We start from the raw sequence: 19,251 nt of genomic DNA, 5'->3' as shown, positions 1-19,251 counted from the left end.
GCTCCCCGCTCCGCACCCGCGCTCCCCGCTCCCGCCCGGAGTCGAAGCCCGAAGCCCGAACTCCGGGGCGACGGCCCTGGCCCAGCAGCAAGGACACCCGAGGACTCCGATGACGCAGATCGCGCTGATCGCCCTGGCGCTGGTCGCCGCCGCGGCCACGGTCGTGCTCTCCCGCAGTCGGGCCAAGGCCGTCGGCCGGGCGGTGGCCGCCGAGGCCGCGCTCGGCCACGACGCGCAGCAGGCCCGCGCCGCGGAGGCCAAACTCGCCCGCGCCGAACGACAGTTGAACGAGGCCCAGGAGGCCGTGCGGAACGCCGCCGAGCAGGCCCGGCGGGCCGAGGAGCACACCCGGGCCGCCGACCAGCGGGGCGCCGCCGCCAACGCCCGGGCCAAGGAGGCGAACGCCGGCGTCGAGGAGGCGAACGCCCGCGCCGAGGAGGCCGAGGCCCGGCTGGCCGCCGCCGACCGGCGCGCCGCGGCGCTGCTCGCCGAGATCGGCCACCTCGCCCAGGAACGGGTCTCCGCCACCGCCGTCCGGCTGACCCACACCAACGCCCCGGCGGTCGGCCCGCTGGACGCGCAGGCCGTCGGCCCCGCGGGCGTCCGGGCCCTGCAGTCCGTCCTGGACGCCACCACCGCGGCCCTCGCCGACGAGCGCGAGCGGGTCGACGCCGCCGCCCGGGCCGCCATGCGCGGCGCCACCTCCCGGATCCAGACTCTGCTGTACCAGATCCAGAGCCTGGTCCAGCAGCTCCAGCACGACAACGACGACCCCCGTCTGCTGGAGGTCGACTTCCGCAACGAGGTCGCGCTGCGCCGGATCCAGACCGTCGCGGTGCTCTGCGAGGCCTGGCCGGGCCTGGCCCGGACCGACTCCCCGCTCGCCGAGGTGGTCGTCGGCGCGCTCTCCCGGGTGCCCGGCTACGCCCGGATCAAGGTCGCCAACCACCTGCGCGAGCAGCGGCTGGCCGTGGTCGCCCGGGCCGCCGAGCCGATCGCCATCGCCATCGCCGAACTGCTCGCCAACGCCACCGCCTACTCCCACCCGGAGACCGACGTCCCGGTGACCGTCCAGCAGGGCGGCCGCGGCGCGCTGGTGATCGTCGACGACAGCGGCATCGGGATGGACGAGGACCAGCTGCGCCGGGCCCGCCGGCTGCTGGCCGGCCCGTCGGACGTGCTGCTCACCGAGCTGGGCAACCCACCCAAGACCGGCTTCGCGGTGGTCGGCAAGCTGGCCCGCCAGTACGGCTTCACCTGCCACATCGAGCCCTCGCCGTACGGCGGCATGCGGACCATCCTGCGCATCCCGGCCGCGCTGGTGACGACGGTGGACGACGAACAGCCGCTGTCGGTGCTCACCCCGCTGCCGCTGCGGGCCGGGAACGGCCCGGCCCAGGCGCCCGCCGTCGCGGCCGTCCCGCCGATGCGCGACGCCGACGAGCAGGACGCACCGGTGCTCGCCGACCGCCACAACCAGCCCGGCCCGCACCCGGCGCCGGCCATCCACGTGGTGCCCGACCCCGAGCCGGGCGCCGGCCCCGACGGGGACGGCAGCGGCCTGCCCAGCCGGCGCCGCCGCCGTCCGCTCGCCGCCGAGGAGCCGGGCACGGCCCCGGGGTCACCGGCGGCGGGGGCCGCGGACGGCCCGGGGGAGCGGCCCGCACCGTACGTCCGCAGCCCCGAGCAGGCCGCCGCCCACTGGCAGGCGCTGCAGCGCGGCACCGACTCCGGCCGGGCTGCCGCGGCGCGGGCCGTCCCCGGCGGCGCCGGGAGTGCCGGGAGCACTGCGACCGCCGGAGCCCGTGAGCCCGGCGCCACCGCCGCCACGGCTTCTACGACCGCCCCGACTTCCACGACCGGCGAGACCATCGCGACCGGCAGCACCGCCGCGACCAGCGGCACCGGCACGAGCAGCAGCACCGGCGACCGCACCACCGGACCGACCTTAGAAGGAGCAGAGCAGTGAGCAGCTCGCCCAGCCCGACCGCCACCGACGAGATCTCCTGGGTGCTGAGCCCGCTGCTGGAGCTGCCGGGGGTGCTGCACGCGGTGGTCGCCACCGGTGACGGCCTCGTCGAGGCCGCCTCCGACGGCCTCGGCCGGGCCTCCGCCGAGCGGGTCGCCGCGATGACGGCCACCGTGCACGCCGCCGCCCGCGCCTTCACCACCGCCTTCACCGACACCGAGCGGCCGCGGCTGGCCCAGACCGTGGTGGAGTCCGACCTCGGCTACGCCATCGTCGTCCCCGCCGGGGAGAACACCTCGCTCGCCGTGTTCACCGCCCCGGACGCCCAACTCGGCAACGTGGCCTACCAGATGCAGCTCCAGGTCGCCGCCCTGGGTCGGGCGCTGGCGAGCCCGTCCCGGCAGCAGGGCGCCGGCTCGCCGGCCACCGGGGGACCGCGCACCGGGCGGCGGGTCACCGGGTCGCAGGGCGCCCCCGCCGGGTCATGAGCGAGCGCAGCGAGCGAATCGTCAGCAGGCGCGCGTGGGCGGATGCCCCCGCCGAGCGAAGCGAGGTGGGCGCATGACCGCCGTCCCCCGCAGGCGGATGGTGCCCGCCTACCTGGCCACCGGAGGCCGAGCCCGCCCCGGCACCGAGGGCTTCGAGCGGCTGACCGTCCTGTTCGCCGACCGGGCCGACCGGGCGGAACCGCCGAGCGACCTCGAACCCGAACACCGTCGGCTCTGGGAGCTGCTGCGTCCCGGCGCACTGACCGTGGTGGAGGCCGCCGCGCACCTGCGCCTGCCGGTCAGCGCCACCGTCTTCCTGGCGGCCGACCTGGTCGAGGCGGGCTGCCTGCACGCCCGCGCGCCGATCCCGCGCGCCCAGCAGACCGACCGCTCCATCGTCGAGAGGCTCCTCGTTGGACTCCGTGCGCTCCGGTGAGCCCGGCCCCGGCTTCCCTGCCGGGCGGCCGAGTCGGGTGGGCTACCTGCCCGACCGGGACCAGACGCTGATGAAGCTGCTGGTCGCCGGCCCGTTCGGGGTCGGCAAGACCACGCTCATCCGCACCCTCTCCGAGATCGCCACCCTGCACACCGAGGAGGCGATGACCGAGACCGGACGGCCGGTGGACGACCTGGCGGGTCTGCCGGAGAAGTCCACCACCACCGTCGCGGTGGACTTCGGCCGGCTCACCCTGCCCGGCAACACGGTGCTCTACATGTTCGGCACCCCCGGCCAGCGGCGGTTCTTCCCGCTCTGGCAGGACATCGCCCGCGGCGCCCTGGGCGCCCTGGTGCTGGCCGACACCCGCAGGCTGGCCGACTCCTTCGAGATCATGGACATGGTCGAGGAGCAGGGCCTGCCGTACGCCGTCGCCGTCAACCGCTTCCCGGACTCCCCGGCCCACCCGCCCGAGGTGCTGCGCGCCCACCTGGACCTGCACGCGGCGACGCCGCTGCTGCTGTGCGACGCCCGCGAGCGCGGCAGCAGCATCGACGCGCTGATCGCGCTGGCCGAGCACGTCCTCGACACCCTGCCCGTCGGCCTCGACACCCACGAGGGACAGTGACCACCGAAACCCGACCGACCCCGATCTACGGCCCGGTCTTCGCCGCCGAACCCCAGCTGGTGTACGAGCGGCTGCGCCGCCACGGGGCCGTCGCCCCGGTGGAGATCGCCCCCGGGGTCGAGGCCCTGCTGGTCACCGACTACCAGGCCGCCCTGGACCTGCTGCGCGACACCGACACCTTCTCCAAGGACTCCCGCGCCTGGCAGGCGACCGTCCCGCCGAACTCCCCGCTGCTTCCGGTGCTCGGCTACCGCCCCACCGCGCTGTTCAGCGACGGCGCGACGCACGCCCGCTACCGGGCGGTGATCACCGACGGCCTCGCCCTGTTCGAACCGCACCGGCTCCAGCGCCAGGTCGCCGAGGCCGCCCACCAGCTGATCGACCGCTTCGCGGCGGTCGGCAGCGCCGACCTGATCGCCGAGTACGCCCGCCAGCTGCCCGCCTTCGTGCTGACCACCTGGTTCGGTGTGCCCGAGGAGGAGCACGCCGAGGTGGTCGCCGCGATCACCGGGCTGATCGAGTCCACCGCGAAGGCCGGCGCCGCGTACGGGAAGCTCGTCGCGGTGGTCACCGCGATGGTCGCCGAGCGCCGTGAGCGCCCCCGGCACGACCTCGCCTCCTGGTTCGTCACCCACCCGGTCGGGCTGGACGACGACGAGGTGATCCGGCAGGTCACCCTGACCATGATCGCCGGGCACGAGCCGACCACCAACCTGATCGGCAACGCCCTGCTGCGCCTGCTCACCGACGCCCGCTACGCCGGCTCGCTGTTCGGCGGCGCGATGACCGCCCACCAGGCGATCGACGAGGTGCTGTGGCACGAGCCGCCGCTGGCCAACCTCTCCGCCCACTACCCGCGTTACGACATCACCTTCCACGGCCGCGAGATCGCGGCGGGCTCGCTGGTGCTGGTCTCGTACGCGGCCGCCAACTCCCAGGCCGCGCCGCCGACCGACGGCGACGGGCTGCGCAGCGGCGAGAGCGCCCACCTGGCCTGGGCGGCCGGCCCGCACGCCTGCCCGGCCCGTGACCCGGCCTTGCTGATCGCGATCACCGCCATCGAGCAGCTGACCAGTCGGCTCAGCGATCTCGAACTCGCCACCCCGGCCGAGGAGTTGCTCTGGCGCCCGGGCCCGTTCCACCGCGCCCTGGTGCACCTGCCGGTCCGCTTCGCACCGCTGGCCGGATAGCCGGGGCCGGACAGCCGGAGCCGGACGGCCGGGGCGGAAAGTCGGGCCCGGACAGACCGAGGGCCCGGACAGACCGAGGGCGCGGACAGACCGAGGGCCCGGACGGAGACCGTCCGGGCCCTCGACAACAGCTGTTACTCGGCCGGCCGCAGGGTCAGCGAGATGCTGTTGATGCAGTACCGCTGGTCGGTCGGCGTCCCGTAGCCCTCGCCCTCGAAGACGTGCCCCAGGTGCCCGCCGCACTTGGCGCAGCGCACCTCGACCCGGCGCATGCCGAGCGTGCTGTCCTCGATGTACTCGACCCGGTCCTCGGCCAGCGGCGCGTAGTACGAGGGCCAGCCGCAGTGGCTGTCGAACTTGGTCTCGGAGCTGAACAGCTCAGCCCCGCAGGCCCGGCAGCCGTACACGCCGACCGTCTTGGTGTCGGTGTACTCGCCGACGAACGGCCGCTCGGTGCCCGCCTCGCGGAGCACGTGGTACTCCTCGGGGCTGAGCTGGGCGCGCCACTCGGCCTCGGTCTTCTCGATCTCGTAGCTCATCACGACTCCCGCTCGGCGTACGTCAGACGTTGGAGGCAACGTTCGCGAGGTGCTCCAGAATTTCTGGGCCCAGGTTGGTGACGTCGCCGGCGCCCATGGTGAGCAGCAGGTCGCCGGGGCGGGCCAGGCCGGCCAGCAGGGCGGGGGCGGCGGCGAAGTCGTGCTCGGGGGTGACGTCGGCGCCGGCCCGGCGGGCGGCGTCGATGATCAGCTCGCTGGTGATGCCCGGGATCGGGTCCTCGCGGGCCGGGTAGATGTCCAGCACCACCGAGGCGTCTGCCAGGGCCAGGGCCTGGCCCATCTCCTCGGCGAGCTGCTGGGTGCGGCTGAACAGGTGCGGCTGGAAGACCACCAGCACCCGGCCCTCGCCCTCCAGGCCCTCGCGGATGGCCTCCAGGTCGGCGGTCATCTCGGTCGGGTGGTGGGCGTAGGAGTCGATCACCTGGACGCCGGCCGCCTCGCCCTTGAGCTGCAGGCGGCGGCGAACGCCGGTGTAGGCGCCGAGCGCCTTGGCCAGGTCGGCGGCCGGGACGCCCAGCGCGATGCCGGCGGCCAGCGCGGCCACCGCGTTGTGGGCGTAGTGCCGGCCGGGCACCGAGACGGTGAAGGTCAGCTCGGCGCCGTCCAGCAGGACGGTGACCTCGCTGGTCATGCCGTGGGCGACGACGGACAGGACGCGCAGGTCGGCGTCCTCGGCGGCGCCGACGGTGACCACGTTGAGCCCCTCGCGGCCGGCCACCCGGGCGGTCAGTTCGCGGGCGCCGTCGTGGTCGGCGGAGACCACCAGGGTGCCGCCGGGGGTGATCCGGCCGACGAAGGTCTCGAAGGACTCGTAGATCTCGTCGATCGAGGCGTAGTTGGCGTGGTGGTCCAGCTCCACGTTGAGCACGATCGCCACCTCGGGCGCGTACTTGTGGAAGCTGCGGTCGCTCTCGTCGGCCTCGGCGACGAAGATCTCGCCGGTGCCGTGGTGGGCGTTGGAGCCGGGGGCGTCGAGGTCGCCGCCGATCGCGTAGGACGGCTCCAGGCCCAGCTCGCCGAGGGCGACGGCGAGCATGCTGGTGGTGGTGGTCTTGCCGTGGGTGCCGGCCACCGCCAGCGCCCGGCGGCCGCCCATCAGCGCGGCCAGCGCGTCGGAGCGGTGCACCACCGGGATGCCGCGCTCGTGGGCGGCGACCAGCTCCGGGTTGTCGGCGCGGATCGCGCTGGAGACCACGATGCTGCTGGCGCCGTCCGGCACGTGCTCGGCGGCGTGGCCGACGTGCACCGCGGCGCCGAGGGCGCGCAGCGCGAGGACGGTCTCGGACTCCTTGGAGTCGCTGCCGGAGACGCTGGCACCGCGCACTGCGAGGATCTTCGCCAGGCCGGACATCCCGGCGCCGCCGATGCCGATGAAGTGCGGGGCGTGCAGGTCGTGCGCGGCGTCGTTCAAGGCGTGGCTCCGTACGGGCGATGGCGGTGTGGGCAGATGGGTCCGGCGGGGTGCGGGACGCGCGAGAGGTGGGACGCGTACGAGACGCGCGAATCGTCCTCGCGGACGGACCGCAAGGACGATTCTGCACCACCGGCGCGCGGTGCCACACGGAGCTACGAGTCGCTGGCGAACAGCCTCAGCACCGGCACCCCCACCTTGTGGCGGGCCTGGGAGGCCCAGTCGCGGTGGAAGAACTCCTCCACGAAGTGCGGCGAGGTGAGCACCACCACCTCGTCGGCCCGGTGCTCCTCGACCACCGCGCGCAGCCGGTCCAGGGGCTTCTCCTCGACCAGCTCGCCGATCGCCTCGGCCCCGGCCCGGCGCAGGTGGCGCAGGCTGTGCTCGAGCGATTCGCCGGCCACGGTCGGGCCGCCCTCGGACTCGTCGTGCTCGTGCACCACCTTGTCGAGGTGGCCGAGGGCGACGTCGTCGAGCGCCCGCAGCAGTTCGTCCTGCTTGCCGCGCGGCTGCATCAGGACGACGAAGGACACCTTCTCGTCGCTGTGGAGCGTGGTGACCAGCTCCACGTCCGCGTCCGAGAGCGCCTTTTCGATCATCAGTACCGTCTTGAACACGTGAGTCCCTTCCAGTGGCCGGCCCCCGGGCCCCGGCATCGCATAACGGGATCACGATCGGGGGGTCACGGGGTCATCCGAACCCAGGTGACGCAGGTAGCGGGTGAAGAGGAATCCTTTCTGCTCGATCAATGAGACCAGCCGCATCCGCTGCACGTCAGGCATTTCCGCATCGCGGACGATGCGCGGCGCGTCGCCGCCGGTGAGCAGCGGGGCCAGCGACAGGCACAGCTCGTCCAGCAGGTCCGCCGCCGCCAGCTGGCCCAGCAGCCGCGGCCCGCCCTCGGTCAGCAGCCGCGTCCAGCCCCGCTCCACCAGGGCCGCCACGCCCGCCCGCAGGTCCACCGAGCCGCGCCCGGCGAGCACCAGGTCGGCCACCGCGGCGACCTCCCGGCGGCGCTCCTCGGGGGCGTCCTCGACGGTGATCACCACCGTCCTGACCAGCGGTTCCGTGAACAGCGGCGCACCCAGGTCGAGGTTCAGCGAGCGGCTCACGATCGCGATCGCCGGGGCCGCGGACTGCCCCGCCGCCGCCCGCGCGGCCGCGAACTCCCGGCGGGCCCGGGCCGGCCGGTAGCCCTCCGCCCGGACCGTCTCGGCACCCACCAGCACGACGTCCGACAGGGCCCGCAGCACCCCGAAGATCCGCTTGTCGGCGTCGCCGGACAGCCCCTCGGACAGTCCGTCGAGCTTCGCCCCGCCGTCCAGCCCGGCCACCATGTTGGCGCGCAGCCAGGGGCGCCCCCGATTCACCTGGTCGGGGTACGCGTAGACGGCGGCGAGCGATTCCAGGTCGGACGGATCCGCGACCGGAGCGCCCAGCGGGCTGATCAACTGTTGCATGCCCTCAGTGTTCCACCGCGGGCCCGCCGAAGGGGGCCGGGAGCCGGTTCGGAGGGGACGGGGGCGGGGCGTACCCTCTACTAACGTGCCCGCAGCCTCCCGCCCCGCCACCGCGACCGAGTCGATAGCCGCCGCGAGCCCGGCCGGCGCCCCGATCGCACTCACCGACCGCCGCCCCGTCGTGCCCGCCGAGCGGCTGGTCGCCGAGATGGTCCCGCCGCCCCGGTTCGCCGACGTGAGCTTCGGGACGTACATCCCGGACCAGACCCAGCCCAGCCAGTACGAGGCCGTCCAGGTGCTGGAGCAGTTCGCTGCGACCCTCGGCGGAGGAAACGGTTCCGCACCCAAGCGCAGCTGGTTCCGCCGCTCCGCCCCCGCGCCCACCGGCCCGGCCGGGGTCTACCTCGACGGCGGCTACGGCGTCGGCAAGACCCACCTGCTCGCCTCGCTCTGGCACGCCGCCCCCGGCCCCAAAGCCTTCGGCACCTTCGTCGAGCTGACCAACCTGGTCGGCGCGCTCGGCTTCCAGCAGGCCGTCCGGACCCTCTCCGGGCACACCCTGCTGTGCATCGACGAGTTCGAACTGGACGACCCGGGCGACACCGTGCTGGTCTCCACCCTGCTCGGCCGGCTGGTCGAGAACGGCGTCAAGCTGTGCGCCACCTCGAACACCCTGCCGGAGAAGCTCGGCGAGGGCCGCTTCGCCGCCGCCGACTTCCTGCGCGAGATCCAGGGCCTGTCCGCGCACTTCCGCCCGATGCGGATCGACGGCCAGGACTACCGCCACCGCGGCCTGCCCGACGCCCCGCCGCCGTACGCCGACGACGCCGTCGAGGCCACCGCCGTCCGCACCCCCGGCGCCTCGCTGGACGACTTCGACGCCCTGCTCGCCCACCTCTCCGCCGTCCACCCCAGCCGCTACGGCGCGCTGCTGGACGACGTCTCGGCGGTCTGCCTGCGCGGCGTGCGGCAGGTCGACGACCAGTCCACCGCGCTGCGCCTGGTCGTCCTCGCCGACCGGATGTACGACCGCGAGCTGCCCATCACCGCCTCCGGCCTGCCCTTCGACCAGGTCTTCCCGGAGGACATGCTGCGCGGCGGCTACCGCAAGAAGTACCTCCGCGCCGTCTCCCGCCTGGTCGCCCTCGCCCGCGACAGCGCCAAGCTGGGGTGAACTCCTTCCGGGGCGGGGGCCACGAGCTCGAACTCGGCAACGGCGCCACCGAGGCGCTGGTCGAGGTCCTGATGCTCGCGGTCACCGCCCTGGCCCGGGAGGACTGGCATCACGCCTTCGCCGCCGAGCTGGCCGGCCAGGACCAGTACCTGATGGGCCGCGGCGCGGTCGGCCTCGACCTCGACGAACTCGACTGGGGCCCCGACCCGGAACGCGGCCGCGCCTTCGCCCTCGACGTCGTCGACCTCGCCCTCACCCGCCACCGCTGGGACGAGCTGGGCCACCACCCCGCGCACGCCGAGGCCGACCTCCGGGCCCTGCGCCGCCTGCTGACCGCCCTCCGCCCCGCCCCCGGCCCGCCCGCCGAGGCCATGGCCGCCTCCTGCCGCCACCACCGCATCCTCACGCCCGTCCCCTGGTACCCCGCCTGCGTCCGCTGCTCCTCGGCCTGAGTGGAACGGCGCCGGTTGTCAGTGCCGGGCCGTACGGTTGGAAGCGTGCGTCCCATCACGAGTATTGAGCGGTCCGTGGCGCCCTTCGAGGTCGTCAGTCCCTTCCAACCGAACGGTGACCAGCCGGCGGCGATCGCCGAGCTGGAACGGCGGATCAGGGCGGGGGAGAAGGACGTCGTGCTGCTCGGTGCCACCGGCACCGGCAAGTCGGCCACCACGGCCTGGATGATCGAGAAGCTGCAGCGCCCCACCCTGGTGATGGCGCCGAACAAGACCCTGGCGGCCCAGCTGGCGAACGAGTTCCGCGAGCTGCTGCCGAACAACGCGGTCGAGTACTTCGTCTCGTACTACGACTACTACCAACCCGAGGCGTACGTCCCGCAGACGGACACCTACATCGAGAAGGACTCCTCGATCAACGAGGAGGTCGAGCGGCTGCGGCACTCGGCGACCAACTCGCTGCTCACCCGCCGCGACGTGATCGTGGTCGCCTCCGTCTCCTGCATCTACGGCCTCGGCACCCCGCAGGAGTACGTGGACCGGATGGTCCCGCTCAAGGTCGGCCAGGAGATCGACCGCGACGTGCTGCTGCGCCGCTTCGTGGACATCCAGTACGCCCGCAACGACGTGGCCTTCACCCGCGGCACCTTCCGGGTCCGCGGCGACACCATCGAGATCTTCCCGGTCTACGAGGAGCTGGCCGTCCGGATCGAGATGTTCGGCGACGAGATCGAGTCGCTGTACACCCTGCACCCGCTCACCGGCGAGATCATCAGCCAGGACGAGCAGATCTACGTCTTCCCCGCCTCGCACTACGTGGCCGGCCCCGAGCGCATGGAGCGGGCGATCACCGGCATCGAGCAGGAGCTGGAGCAGACGCTCGCCAAGCTGGAGAAGCAGGGCAAGCTGCTGGAGGCCCAGCGGCTGCGCATGCGCACCACCTACGACATCGAGATGCTGCGCCAGATCGGCACCTGCTCGGGCGTCGAGAACTACTCGATGCACTTCGACGGCCGTGAGCCCGGCTCGGCGCCGAACACCCTGCTGGACTACTTCCCGGAGGACTTCCTCCTGGTCATCGACGAGTCGCACGTCACCGTCCCGCAGATCGGCGCGATGTACGAGGGCGACGCCTCGCGCAAGCGCACCCTGGTCGAGCACGGCTTCCGGCTGCCGTCCGCGATGGACAACCGCCCGCTGAAGTGGGAGGAGTTCCTGGGCCGGATCGGCCAGACGGTGTACCTGTCGGCGACGCCGGGCCCGTACGAGCTGTCGCGCGGCGACGGGCAGGTCGAGCAGATCATCCGCCCGACCGGTCTGATCGACCCCGAGGTGATCGTCAAGCCGACCGAGGGCCAGATCGACGACCTGGTGCACGAGGTCCGCAAGCGGGTCGAGAAGGACGAACGGGTCCTGGTCACCACGCTGACCAAGAAGATGGCCGAGGACCTCACCGACTACATGCTGGGCCTGGACATCCGGGTCCGGTACCTGCACAGCGACGTGGACACCCTGCGCCGGGTGGAGCTGCTGCGCGAGCTGCGGGCCGGCCGGTACGACGTGCTGGTCGGCATCAACCTGCTGCGTGAGGGCCTGGACCTGCCCGAGGTGTCCCTGGTGGCGATCCTGGACGCGGACAAGGAGGGCTTCCTGCGCTCCGGCACCTCCCTGATCCAGACGATCGGCCGCGCCGCCCGCAACGTCTCCGGCCAGGTGCACATGTACGCGGACCGGATCACCCCGTCGATGGAGAAGGCGATCGACGAGACCAACCGCCGCCGGGCCGTGCAGCAGGCCTACAACAAGGAACACGGGATCGACCCGCAGCCGCTGCGGAAGAAGATCGGCGACATCCTGGACACGCTGGCCCGCGAGGACGTGGACACCGACGAGCTGCTCTCCACCGGCTACCGGGGCCAGGGGAAGGGCAAGGCCCCGGTGCCGATGCTGGGCGGGGAGCGCAAGCCGGCCAAGTCGCTGCCGGCCGCCGAGCTGGCCGAGCTGATCCAGGAGATGACGGACCGGATGCACACGGCCGCCGCGGACCTCCAGTTCGAGGTGGCGGCCCGGCTGCGCGACGAGGTCAAGGAGTTGAAGAAGGAGCTGCGGCAGATGCGCGAGGCCGGTGTGGCGTAGGCACACCGTCGGGGCGCGGCCTTTCCCCGTAGGCGCGGGGGTCAGCCGCCCGGAGGTGTCTCATCCTTGCCACAAACAGGGAAACGTGGGGGAGACGGTGGTGCCGCAGGCCCTAGGCTGGCCTGCGGCACCGCGCCCTCGGGACGGGGTTGCGGGCCGTCAGCAGAGGGGGCCTCAGCCGGGGGACGGCGACGGGGTGTTCCACCGGGGAGCCGTGCGGCAGCGACCGCGTGGCCGGCAGAGAGGACAACGTCGTGTCGGTGAACCTGGCCAAGGGGCAGCGGGTGAGCCTCCAGAAGGGGGCGGGCGCCACCCTGACCGTGGTGCGGATGGGGCTGGGCTGGCAGGCCGCCCCGAAGCGGGGCCTGTTCGGCAGCCGGACCAGGAAGATCGACCTGGACGCCTCGGCACTGCTGTACGCCGAGAAGACCCCGTCCGACGTGGTGTTCTTCCAGCACCTGGAGTCCACCGACGGTTCGGTGCGGCACACCGGGGACAACCTGGAGGGCGGTTCGGGCGACGAGGACGACGAGGCGATCCTGGTCGACCTGATGCACGTGCCGCCGCACATCACCCAGGTGGTGTTCACGGTCAGCTCGTACACCGGGCAGACCTTCGCCGAGGTGCGTCAGGCGCACTGCCGGCTGGTGGACGAGGCCACCGGGGTGGAGCTGGCCCGGTACGAGCTGGCGGGCGGCGGGCCGCACACCGGGCAGATCATGGCGAAGGTGGTCCGGGACGGCAACGGCGGCTGGGAGATGCAGGCGATCGGCGCCCCGGCGAAGGGGCGGACCTTCCAGGACCTGCTGCCGGCGATCGAGCCTTTCCTCTGACGATCCTTTACCTTCTTTACCTGTCCTTGTCTCCCCTGTTACTCTCGATGGCAGCGGAGGGGAGTATTCCTCGACAGCCGACCCCGTCATCACGGGTGCCCGTCGTGGCACCCCGGGGCGCTGGCCCGATGGGCGGAAGAGACCTCCGGCAGTGACGACCTGTCTCGCCTGGCTGCCGGAGGAGCAGTAATGGACGTTTCCGTAACCATGTGGGCCACCACGATCGGTGTGCTGATCGCACTGATCGCGGCGGACTTCTTCATCGGGGGGCGCAAGCCGCACGAGGTCTCGATCAAGGAGGCCGGGATCTGGACGGTCGTCTGGGTCGTGCTGGCGCTGCTCTTCGGCGGTTTCCTCTGGTGGCACTCCGGCGCGCAGCCGGCCGGTGAGTTCTTCGCCGGCTACATCACCGAGAAGTCGCTCAGCGTCGACAACCTCTTCGTGTTCATCCTGATCATGGGCAAGTTCGCGGTGCCGAGGATCTACCAGCAGCGCGTGCTGATGTTCGGTGTGATCATCGCGCTGGTGCTGCGGGCGGTGTTCATCGCCGGCGGTGCGGCGCTGGTCACCCAGTTCTCCTGGGTGTTCTTCATCTTCGGCGCCTTCCTGATCTGGACGGCCTGGAAGCTGATCAAGGAGGCGAGGGCCGACGAGGAAGAGGAGGAGTTCGAGGAGAACCGCCTGCTCAAGTCGATCACCCGGCGCTTCCCGTCCACCGAGGACTACCGCGGCACCAGGCTGTTCGTCCGGGAGAACGGCCGCCGGCTGATCACCCCGATGCTGATCGTCATGCTGGCGATCGGCACCACGGACGTGCTGTTCGCCCTGGACTCGATCCCGGCCATCTTCGGCCTCACCCAGGACCCGTACGTGGTCTTCACCGCCAACGCCTTCGCCCTGATGGGCTTGCGCCAGCTGTACTTCCTGATCGGCGGGCTGCTGAAGAAGCTGGTCCACCTGAGCTACGGCCTGTCGGTGATCCTCGGCTTCATCGGCGTGAAGCTGGTGCTGCACGCGGCCCACGAGGCCGGCGCGAACGTCCCGGAGATCGGCATCCCGGTATCGCTCGGCTTCATCGTGGTGGTGCTGGCCGTGACGACGGTGACCAGCCTGATGGCCTCGAAGAAGGCCGAGCAGGCCGAGCGGCAGGAGCAGGAGAAGCTGGACGCCTGAGCCTCCCGAGAGCCACGGAGGGCCCCGGCGACGCGCACCGCGTCGCCGGGGCCCTCCGCGCGTCCGGGCGGGTTACCAGCCGCGCTCGCGCCACTCGTCGAGGTGCGGGCGCTCCGCGCCGAGGGTGGTGTCGTTGCCGTGGCCGGGGTAGACCCAGGCCTCGTCCGGCAGCACGTCGAAGATCTTCTCGTTGACGTCCCGGAACAGGCTCTTGAAGGACTCCGGGTCGCCCCAGGTGTTGCCGACGCCGCCCGGGAAGAGGCAGTCGCCGGTGAAGACGTGGGGGTGGCCCTGAGGGTCGTCGTAGACCAGCACGATCGCGCCGGGGGTGTGCCCGACCAGGTGCCGGACGGTGAGCTCGACCTCGCCGACCCGCAGCCGGTCGCCGTCGGTGAGCAGCAGCTCGGTGGGCACCTCGATGCCCTCGGCGTCGTGCTCCCCGGCCGCGGTGCGGGCGCCGGTGGCGGCGACCACCTCGGCCAGCGCGCCCCAGTGGTCCTGGTGGCGGTGGGTGGTGACCACGGTCGCGAGGTCGTCCCCGACGGTCTCCAGCAGCACCGGGGCGTCCGCGGCCGCGTCGATCAGCAACTGCTCGTCGGTGGCCCGGCAGCGCAGCAGGTAGGCGTTGTTGTCGTACGGGCCCACGGCCACCTTGGTGATGATCAGGTGGGCCAGCTCCCGCACGTCCGGCGGCCCGCCGACCTTGACCGCTCCGTGGTACGTCATCCGTCCGCTCCTCGTCCGGGTCCGGCTACTACAGGGTTCAGGATCATCCTCGCGCCGTCAGCCCATCGGGGGAAGCTGGGGGAGCGCGGTGTCGGGGGTGCGGCGCAGGTCGGCGCCGTCGGAGCGGCCGGAGAGCCAGGCGAGCAGGGCGCGGTGGGGGCCCTCGACGGTGAGCTCGGCGAAACTGCGGCCGTCCTCGTCGGGCGTGCCCCTGCCGATCATCCCGAACCGCCCGGTGTCCTCGGCGTGCACCTCGGTGAGGGCCAGGTCGGAGCCGTGCAGCTGGTCCACGAGCCGGTGGAACTCGTCGACGGCGAACCCCTCCGGCCACTGCGCCGGGGTGTAACCCGCGGCGAGGTCGACGTGGTGGTACTCGACCTCCAGGAGGCGCTTCTTCGGGATCTCGTACGCCGGGAAGAGGTAGCCGGTGCGGTGCTTGACCTCGCTGCCCCAGAACGCGGCCGTGGTCGAGGCGGCCACGGCGGCGAGCCGGGCGTGGGAGTCGCGCAGGTCGGCGAGGTGGACGTCGAGGGGGCGGGGCGCGTCGCGCTCGATGTCGGCGTCGCGGGCCTCGCCGCTCGTGTACTGGGGGAGGCCGTGGAGCAGGTTGACCAGGGAGTCGGCGTTGCGGGAGAGGTGGGCGAGTACGTGGCCCCGGGTCCAGCCGGGGAGGGCGGAAGGCTCGGCGACGGCCTCGGGTGCGAGCTCGGCGACGGTGGCCAGCAGGCGTGCGGTGGCCTCCTCGACCTGGTTCAGCCAGGAGGTGGCTGCGGACTGCGGGTCGGTCATCGGACCTGCCTTCTGTACGGGACGGCGCGTTGCCCGGAGCGGGCCCCGCTCGTTGACCAACCGACGCTACCGCCGAATCCGAGCCCTGAGCAGGGGCTTTTTCGGTCCGGGTACGGACGGTCGAACCGGGGCCCTCACTCGTTCGGGTGGACTCCGCTGGACAAAGTCGAGATTCGAACGTCTGAGCTATAGGCTGGCTGCCGCATCCTGGAAGAAGAACACCCCACACACCGCAAGCCCTCTCGTCCGGAGAAAGGCGCCAGAAGCAGTGGCCGACCGCCTCATCGTCCGCGGTGCTCGCGAGCACAACCTCAAGAACGTCTCGCTCGACCTGCCCCGCGACTCCCTCATCGTCTTCACGGGCCTCTCCGGCTCCGGCAAGTCCTCGCTCGCCTTCGACACGATCTTCGCCGAAGGCCAGCGCCGCTACGTCGAGTCGTTGTCCTCCTACGCCCGTCAGTTCCTCGGGCAGATGGACAAGCCCGACGTGGACTTCATCGAGGGCCTCTCCCCGGCCGTCTCGATCGACCAGAAGTCCACCAACCGCAACCCCCGTTCGACCGTCGGCACCATCACCGAGGTCTACGACTACCTGCGCCTGCTGTTCGCCCGGATCGGCAAGCCGCACTGCCCGCACTGCGGCCGCCCGATCGCCAAGCAGTCGCCGCAGGCGATCGTCGACAAGGTGCTGGAGCTCGCCGAGGGCACCCGCTTCCAGGTGCTCAGCCCGGTGGTGCGCGAGCGCAAGGGCGAGTTCGTCGACCTTTTCGCCGACCTCCAGTCCAAGGGCTACTCGCGCGCCCGGGTCGACGGTGAGACGATCCAGCTCGCCGAGCCGCCGAAGCTGAAGAAGCAGGAGAAGCACACCGTCGAGGTGGTCATCGACCGCCTGACCGTCAAGGAGAGCGCCAAGCGGCGGCTCACCGACTCGGTGGAGACGGCGCTGCGGCTGTCCGGCGGCATGGTCGTGCTCGACTTCGTCGACCTCCCGGAGGACGACCCGGAGCGCGAGCGGATGTACTCCGAGCACCTCTACTGCCCGTACGACGACGTGTCGTTCGAGGAGTTGGAGCCGCGCTCGTTCTCCTTCAACTCGCCGTTCGGCGCCTGCCCGGACTGCTCGGGCCTGGGCAACCGGATGGAGGTCGACCCGGAGCTGGTCGTGCCGGACCCGGAGCGCTCGCTGGACGAGGGCGCGATCCACCCGTGGTCGGCCGGGCACGCCAAGGAGTACTTCCAGCGCCTGATCGACGCGCTCGCCGAGGAGCTCGGCTTCCGCACCGACATCCCCTGGGCCGGGCTGCCCGCCCGCGCCAAGAAGGCGCTGCTGTACGGCCACAAGCACCAGGTGCAGGTCCGCTACCGCAACCGCTTCGGCCGCGAGCGCTCGTACAGCACCGGCTTCGAGGGCGCGGTCCCGTTCATCCAGCGCCGGCACACCGAGGCGGAGAGCGACAGCAGCCGCGAGCGCTTCGAGGGCTACATGCGCGAGGTGCCCTGCCCGACCTGCCAGGGCACCCGGCTCAAGCCGGTGGTGCTCGCGGTCACCGTCGAGGAGAAGTCGATCGCCGACGTCTCGTCGATGTCGATCAGCGACTGCGCCGAGTTCCTGGGCGCGATGAAGCTCAACGACCGGGACAAGCAGATCGCCGAGCGGGTCCTCAAGGAGGTCAACGAGCGGCTGCGGTTCCTGGTCGACGTCGGCCTGGACTACCTGTCGCTGGACCGCGCGGCCGGCACCCTGTCCGGCGGCGAGGCCCAGCGCATCCGGCTGGCCACCCAGATCGGCTCCGGCCTGGTCGGCGTGCTGTACGTGCTGGACGAGCCGTCCATCGGCCTGCACCAGCGGGACAACCACCGGCTGATCGAGACGCTGGTGCGGCTGCGCGACATCGGCAACACCCTGATCGTGGTCGAGCACGACGAGGACACCATCAAGACCGCGGACTGGGTGGTGGACATCGGCCCGGGCGCCGGCGAGCACGGCGGCAAGGTGGTGCACTCCGGTTCGCTGAAGCAGCTGCTCACCAACAAGGAGTCGCTGACCGGCCAGTACCTCTCCGGCAAGCGCTCCATCCCGATCCCGGCCGGCCGCCGCGACCGGGACAAGAAGCGCCAGCTGACGGTGCACGGCGCCCGCGAGCACAACCTCAAGGACGTCACGGTCGGCTTCCCGCTCGGGACGCTCACCGCGATCACGGGGGTCTCCGGTTCCGGCAAGTCGACGCTGGTCAACGACATCCTCTACACCCACCTCGCCCGGGAGCTGAACGGCGCCCGCAGCGTGCCCGGTCGGCACACCCGGATCACCGGCACCGACCTGGTGGACAAGGTGGTGCACGTCGACCAGTCGCCGATCGGCCGCACCCCGCGGTCCAACCCGGCCACCTACACCGGGGTGTTCGACCACGTCCGCCGGCTCTTCGCGGAGACCCAGGAGGCCAAGGTCCGCGGCTACCTGCCCGGGCGGTTCTCCTTCAACGTCAAGGGCGGCCGCTGCGAGAACTGCACCGGCGACGGCACCATCAAGATCGAGATGAACTTCCTGCCGGACGTCTACGTCCCGTGCGAGGTCTGCCACGGCGCCCGGTACAACCGGGAGACGCTGGAGGTGCACTACAAGGGCAAGTCCATCGCCGAGGTGCTGGACATGCCGATCGAGGAGGCGCTGTCCTTCTTCGAGGCCGTCCCGGCGATCGCCCGCCACCTGCGGACGCTCAACGACGTCGGCCTCGGCTACGTCCGGCTCGGCCAGTCCGCGCCGACGCTCTCCGGCGGTGAGGCGCAGCGCGTCAAGCTCGCCTCCGAGCTGCAGAAGCGCTCCACCGGGCGGACGGTCTACGTGCTGGACGAGCCCACCACCGGCCTGCACTTCGAGGACATCAGCAAGCTGATCAAGGTGCTCAGCGGGCTGGTCGACAAGGGCAACACGGTGATCGTGATCGAGCACAACCTCGACGTGATCAAGACCGCCGACTGGGTCGTGGACATGGGCCCCGAGGGCGGCTCCGGCGGCGGCACGGTGGTCGCCGAGGGCACCCCGGAGCAGATCGCGGCCGTGTCGGAGAGCCACACCGGCAAGTTCCTGCGGGACATCCTGCCGGGCGACTTCGCGGACGCCCCGGTGGCCGCGCCCGCCAGGAAGGCACCGGCCAAGAAGGCGGCCGCCAAGAAGGCCCCGAGCAAGCGGGCCGTCGCGGCGAAGAAGTGACCCGACCGCCCCGCCGCTCCCGGGATGTTCCGGGAGCGGCGGGGCGCGCGCGGCATAGACTTCCGTGGTCCCTCGCAGCAGCAGCAACCGTAGGAGCGCACCGATGTCCGAGGCCCCCGAGACCAGCCCCGCCACCTCCCGCCGCACCCTGCTCTGCGGCGCCGCGGCCGTGCTGGCGGCCGGCGGCGCCGTGGCGGTCAGCGGCTGCGGCTCCTCGGCCGGTTCCGGCGGCTCCTCGGACAAGAGCAGCACCGCCAAGGGTCCGGTGGACCTCGGTCCGGCCTCGGCGGTGCCGGAGGGCGGCGGCAAGGTGTTCCGCGAGCAGAAGATCGTGGTGACCCAGCCGGCCGCCGGCCAGTACAAGGCCTTCAGTGCCAAGTGCACCCACGCCGGCTGCATCGTCGACCAGGTCAAGAACCAGCAGATCCAGTGCCCCTGCCACGGCAGCCGCTTCGCCATCGCCGACGGCGCGGTGCAGGACGGCCCGGCCCCCAGCCCGCTGCCCGCCTACACCGTCACGGTCGAGGGCGGGAACCTCAAGGTGACCCCGAGCTGAAGCAGTTGAGCGCTTCCCGATCGAACCCGTCCCCGCGGCCCCGACCGCACTCGGTACGG

General features: G+C 72.2%; 18 protein-coding genes. 12 read left to right on the top strand and 6 right to left on the bottom strand.

Features of this window, described 5'->3' with window-relative positions; translation table 11 throughout:
* Positions 1-109 precede the first annotated feature (109 nt).
* From ACZ7BZ_RS10055 to ACZ7BZ_RS10035, 5 genes are all read left to right on the top strand, one after another.
* Positions 110-1,969 (top strand): ATP-binding protein, encoded by a 1,860-nt coding sequence (locus tag ACZ7BZ_RS10055; protein WP_470357934.1) that lies wholly within the window; start codon positions 110-112, stop codon positions 1,967-1,969.
* On the top strand, positions 1,966-2,457 hold the full coding sequence (locus ACZ7BZ_RS10050) for a roadblock/LC7 domain-containing protein (RefSeq protein ID WP_470357933.1): 492 nt from the start codon (positions 1,966-1,968) through the stop codon (positions 2,455-2,457). Before ACZ7BZ_RS10055 ends, ACZ7BZ_RS10050 begins: the two co-directional genes overlap by 4 nt.
* Positions 2,458-2,530: 73 nt before the next feature.
* Positions 2,531-2,893, top strand: a complete 363-nt coding sequence (locus ACZ7BZ_RS10045; protein WP_470357932.1) for a DUF742 domain-containing protein — start codon at positions 2,531-2,533, stop codon at positions 2,891-2,893.
* Between the two features lie 70 nt (positions 2,894-2,963).
* Entirely contained in the window at positions 2,964-3,521 is a 558-nt protein-coding gene (locus ACZ7BZ_RS10040) for a GTP-binding protein (protein WP_380461870.1), read from the top strand.
* Positions 3,518-4,711 (top strand): cytochrome P450, encoded by a 1,194-nt coding sequence (locus ACZ7BZ_RS10035; RefSeq protein WP_470357931.1) that lies wholly within the window; start codon positions 3,518-3,520, stop codon positions 4,709-4,711. Before ACZ7BZ_RS10040 ends, ACZ7BZ_RS10035 begins: the two co-directional genes overlap by 4 nt.
* A gap of 134 nt (positions 4,712-4,845) precedes the next feature.
* Here ACZ7BZ_RS10035 and msrB read toward each other — a convergent pair whose 3' ends face one another.
* The 4 genes from msrB to ACZ7BZ_RS10015 form a co-directional block, all read right to left on the bottom strand.
* A complete protein-coding gene (gene msrB, locus ACZ7BZ_RS10030; RefSeq protein ID WP_380461852.1) occupies positions 4,846-5,250 on the bottom strand; it encodes a peptide-methionine (R)-S-oxide reductase MsrB in 405 nt (134 codons plus the stop codon).
* 22 nt (positions 5,251-5,272) lie between these two features.
* The gene (murC, locus tag ACZ7BZ_RS10025) at positions 5,273-6,682 is read right to left on the bottom strand and encodes a UDP-N-acetylmuramate--L-alanine ligase (RefSeq protein WP_380461851.1); all 1,410 of its coding nucleotides are present in this window, start codon (positions 6,680-6,682) and stop codon (positions 5,273-5,275) included.
* A gap of 155 nt (positions 6,683-6,837) precedes the next feature.
* Positions 6,838-7,299 carry an indole-3-glycerol phosphate synthase gene (locus ACZ7BZ_RS10020; RefSeq protein WP_470357930.1) on the bottom strand — a complete coding sequence of 154 codons (462 nt, stop codon included), beginning with the start codon at positions 7,297-7,299 and terminating at the stop codon, positions 6,838-6,840.
* 51 nt (positions 7,300-7,350) lie between these two features.
* Positions 7,351-8,142: a pyrimidine reductase family protein gene (locus ACZ7BZ_RS10015; protein ID WP_470357929.1), complete on the bottom strand. Its 792-nt coding sequence runs from the start codon at positions 8,140-8,142 to the stop codon at positions 7,351-7,353.
* A gap of 124 nt (positions 8,143-8,266) precedes the next feature.
* Here ACZ7BZ_RS10015 and zapE point away from each other — a divergent pair, with 124 nt between their 5' ends.
* The 5 genes from zapE (at position 8,267) to ACZ7BZ_RS09990 (ending at position 13,910) form a co-directional block, all read left to right on the top strand.
* Positions 8,267-9,316, top strand: coding sequence for a cell division protein ZapE (gene zapE, locus ACZ7BZ_RS10010; protein WP_470358031.1), 1,050 nt, complete (start codon positions 8,267-8,269; stop codon positions 9,314-9,316).
* Complete coding sequence (locus ACZ7BZ_RS10005) at positions 9,313-9,768, top strand: hypothetical protein (RefSeq protein WP_470357928.1); 456 nt, start codon at positions 9,313-9,315, stop codon at positions 9,766-9,768. The genes zapE and ACZ7BZ_RS10005 overlap by 4 nt, the downstream gene beginning before the upstream one ends.
* Before the next feature lie 45 nt (positions 9,769-9,813).
* Positions 9,814-11,904, top strand: a complete 2,091-nt coding sequence (gene uvrB / locus ACZ7BZ_RS10000) for an excinuclease ABC subunit UvrB (RefSeq protein WP_470357927.1) — start codon at positions 9,814-9,816, stop codon at positions 11,902-11,904.
* 254 nt (positions 11,905-12,158) lie between these two features.
* A complete protein-coding gene (locus ACZ7BZ_RS09995) occupies positions 12,159-12,737 on the top strand; it encodes a TerD family protein (RefSeq protein WP_470357926.1) in 579 nt (192 codons plus the stop codon).
* Positions 12,738-12,926: 189 nt separating this feature from the next.
* Positions 12,927-13,910: a TerC family protein gene (locus ACZ7BZ_RS09990; protein ID WP_470357925.1), complete on the top strand. Its 984-nt coding sequence runs from the start codon at positions 12,927-12,929 to the stop codon at positions 13,908-13,910.
* A 72-nt stretch (positions 13,911-13,982) separates the two neighbouring features.
* Here ACZ7BZ_RS09990 and ACZ7BZ_RS09985 read toward each other — a convergent pair whose 3' ends face one another.
* Both ACZ7BZ_RS09985 and ACZ7BZ_RS09980 read right to left on the bottom strand, forming a co-directional pair.
* A complete protein-coding gene (locus tag ACZ7BZ_RS09985; protein ID WP_470357924.1) occupies positions 13,983-14,636 on the bottom strand; it encodes an MBL fold metallo-hydrolase in 654 nt (217 codons plus the stop codon).
* A gap of 57 nt (positions 14,637-14,693) precedes the next feature.
* On the bottom strand, positions 14,694-15,425 hold the full coding sequence (locus tag ACZ7BZ_RS09980) for a maleylpyruvate isomerase family mycothiol-dependent enzyme (RefSeq protein WP_470357923.1): 732 nt from the start codon (positions 15,423-15,425) through the stop codon (positions 14,694-14,696).
* A gap of 268 nt (positions 15,426-15,693) precedes the next feature.
* Between ACZ7BZ_RS09980 and uvrA the strand changes: the two genes are divergently transcribed.
* Together uvrA and ACZ7BZ_RS09970 are read left to right on the top strand one after the other, a co-directional pair.
* On the top strand, positions 15,694-18,636 hold the full coding sequence (gene uvrA, locus ACZ7BZ_RS09975) for an excinuclease ABC subunit UvrA (RefSeq protein WP_465744188.1): 2,943 nt from the start codon (positions 15,694-15,696) through the stop codon (positions 18,634-18,636).
* Positions 18,637-18,739: 103 nt separating this feature from the next.
* Positions 18,740-19,192: a Rieske (2Fe-2S) protein gene (locus tag ACZ7BZ_RS09970; protein ID WP_470357922.1), complete on the top strand. Its 453-nt coding sequence runs from the start codon at positions 18,740-18,742 to the stop codon at positions 19,190-19,192.
* The last annotated feature ends 59 nt before the right edge of the window (positions 19,193-19,251 follow it).

The sequence above is a fragment of the Kitasatospora sp. NPDC036934 genome (assembly GCF_055608425.1).
The sequence above is the reverse complement of the archived record's forward strand: the minus strand, read 5'-3'. Positions and strand labels throughout refer to the sequence as shown.

Coding starts and splice junctions, on each gene's coding strand:
- ACZ7BZ_RS10055 (WP_470357934.1), top strand. CDS start 110: ATGACGCAGATCGCGCTGATCGCCCTGGCGCTGGTCGCCGCCGCGGCC.
- ACZ7BZ_RS10045 (WP_470357932.1), top strand. CDS start 2,531: ATGACCGCCGTCCCCCGCAGGCGGATGGTGCCCGCCTACCTGGCCACC.
- ACZ7BZ_RS10040 (WP_380461870.1), top strand. CDS start 2,964: ATGAAGCTGCTGGTCGCCGGCCCGTTCGGGGTCGGCAAGACCACGCTC.
- msrB (WP_380461852.1), bottom strand. CDS start 5,250: ATGAGCTACGAGATCGAGAAGACCGAGGCCGAGTGGCGCGCCCAGCTC.
- ACZ7BZ_RS10015 (WP_470357929.1), bottom strand. CDS start 8,142: ATGCAACAGTTGATCAGCCCGCTGGGCGCTCCGGTCGCGGATCCGTCC.
- ACZ7BZ_RS09990 (WP_470357925.1), top strand. CDS start 12,927: ATGGACGTTTCCGTAACCATGTGGGCCACCACGATCGGTGTGCTGATC.
- ACZ7BZ_RS09985 (WP_470357924.1), bottom strand. CDS start 14,636: ATGACGTACCACGGAGCGGTCAAGGTCGGCGGGCCGCCGGACGTGCGG.
- ACZ7BZ_RS09980 (WP_470357923.1), bottom strand. CDS start 15,425: ATGACCGACCCGCAGTCCGCAGCCACCTCCTGGCTGAACCAGGTCGAG.
- ACZ7BZ_RS09970 (WP_470357922.1), top strand. CDS start 18,740: ATGTCCGAGGCCCCCGAGACCAGCCCCGCCACCTCCCGCCGCACCCTG.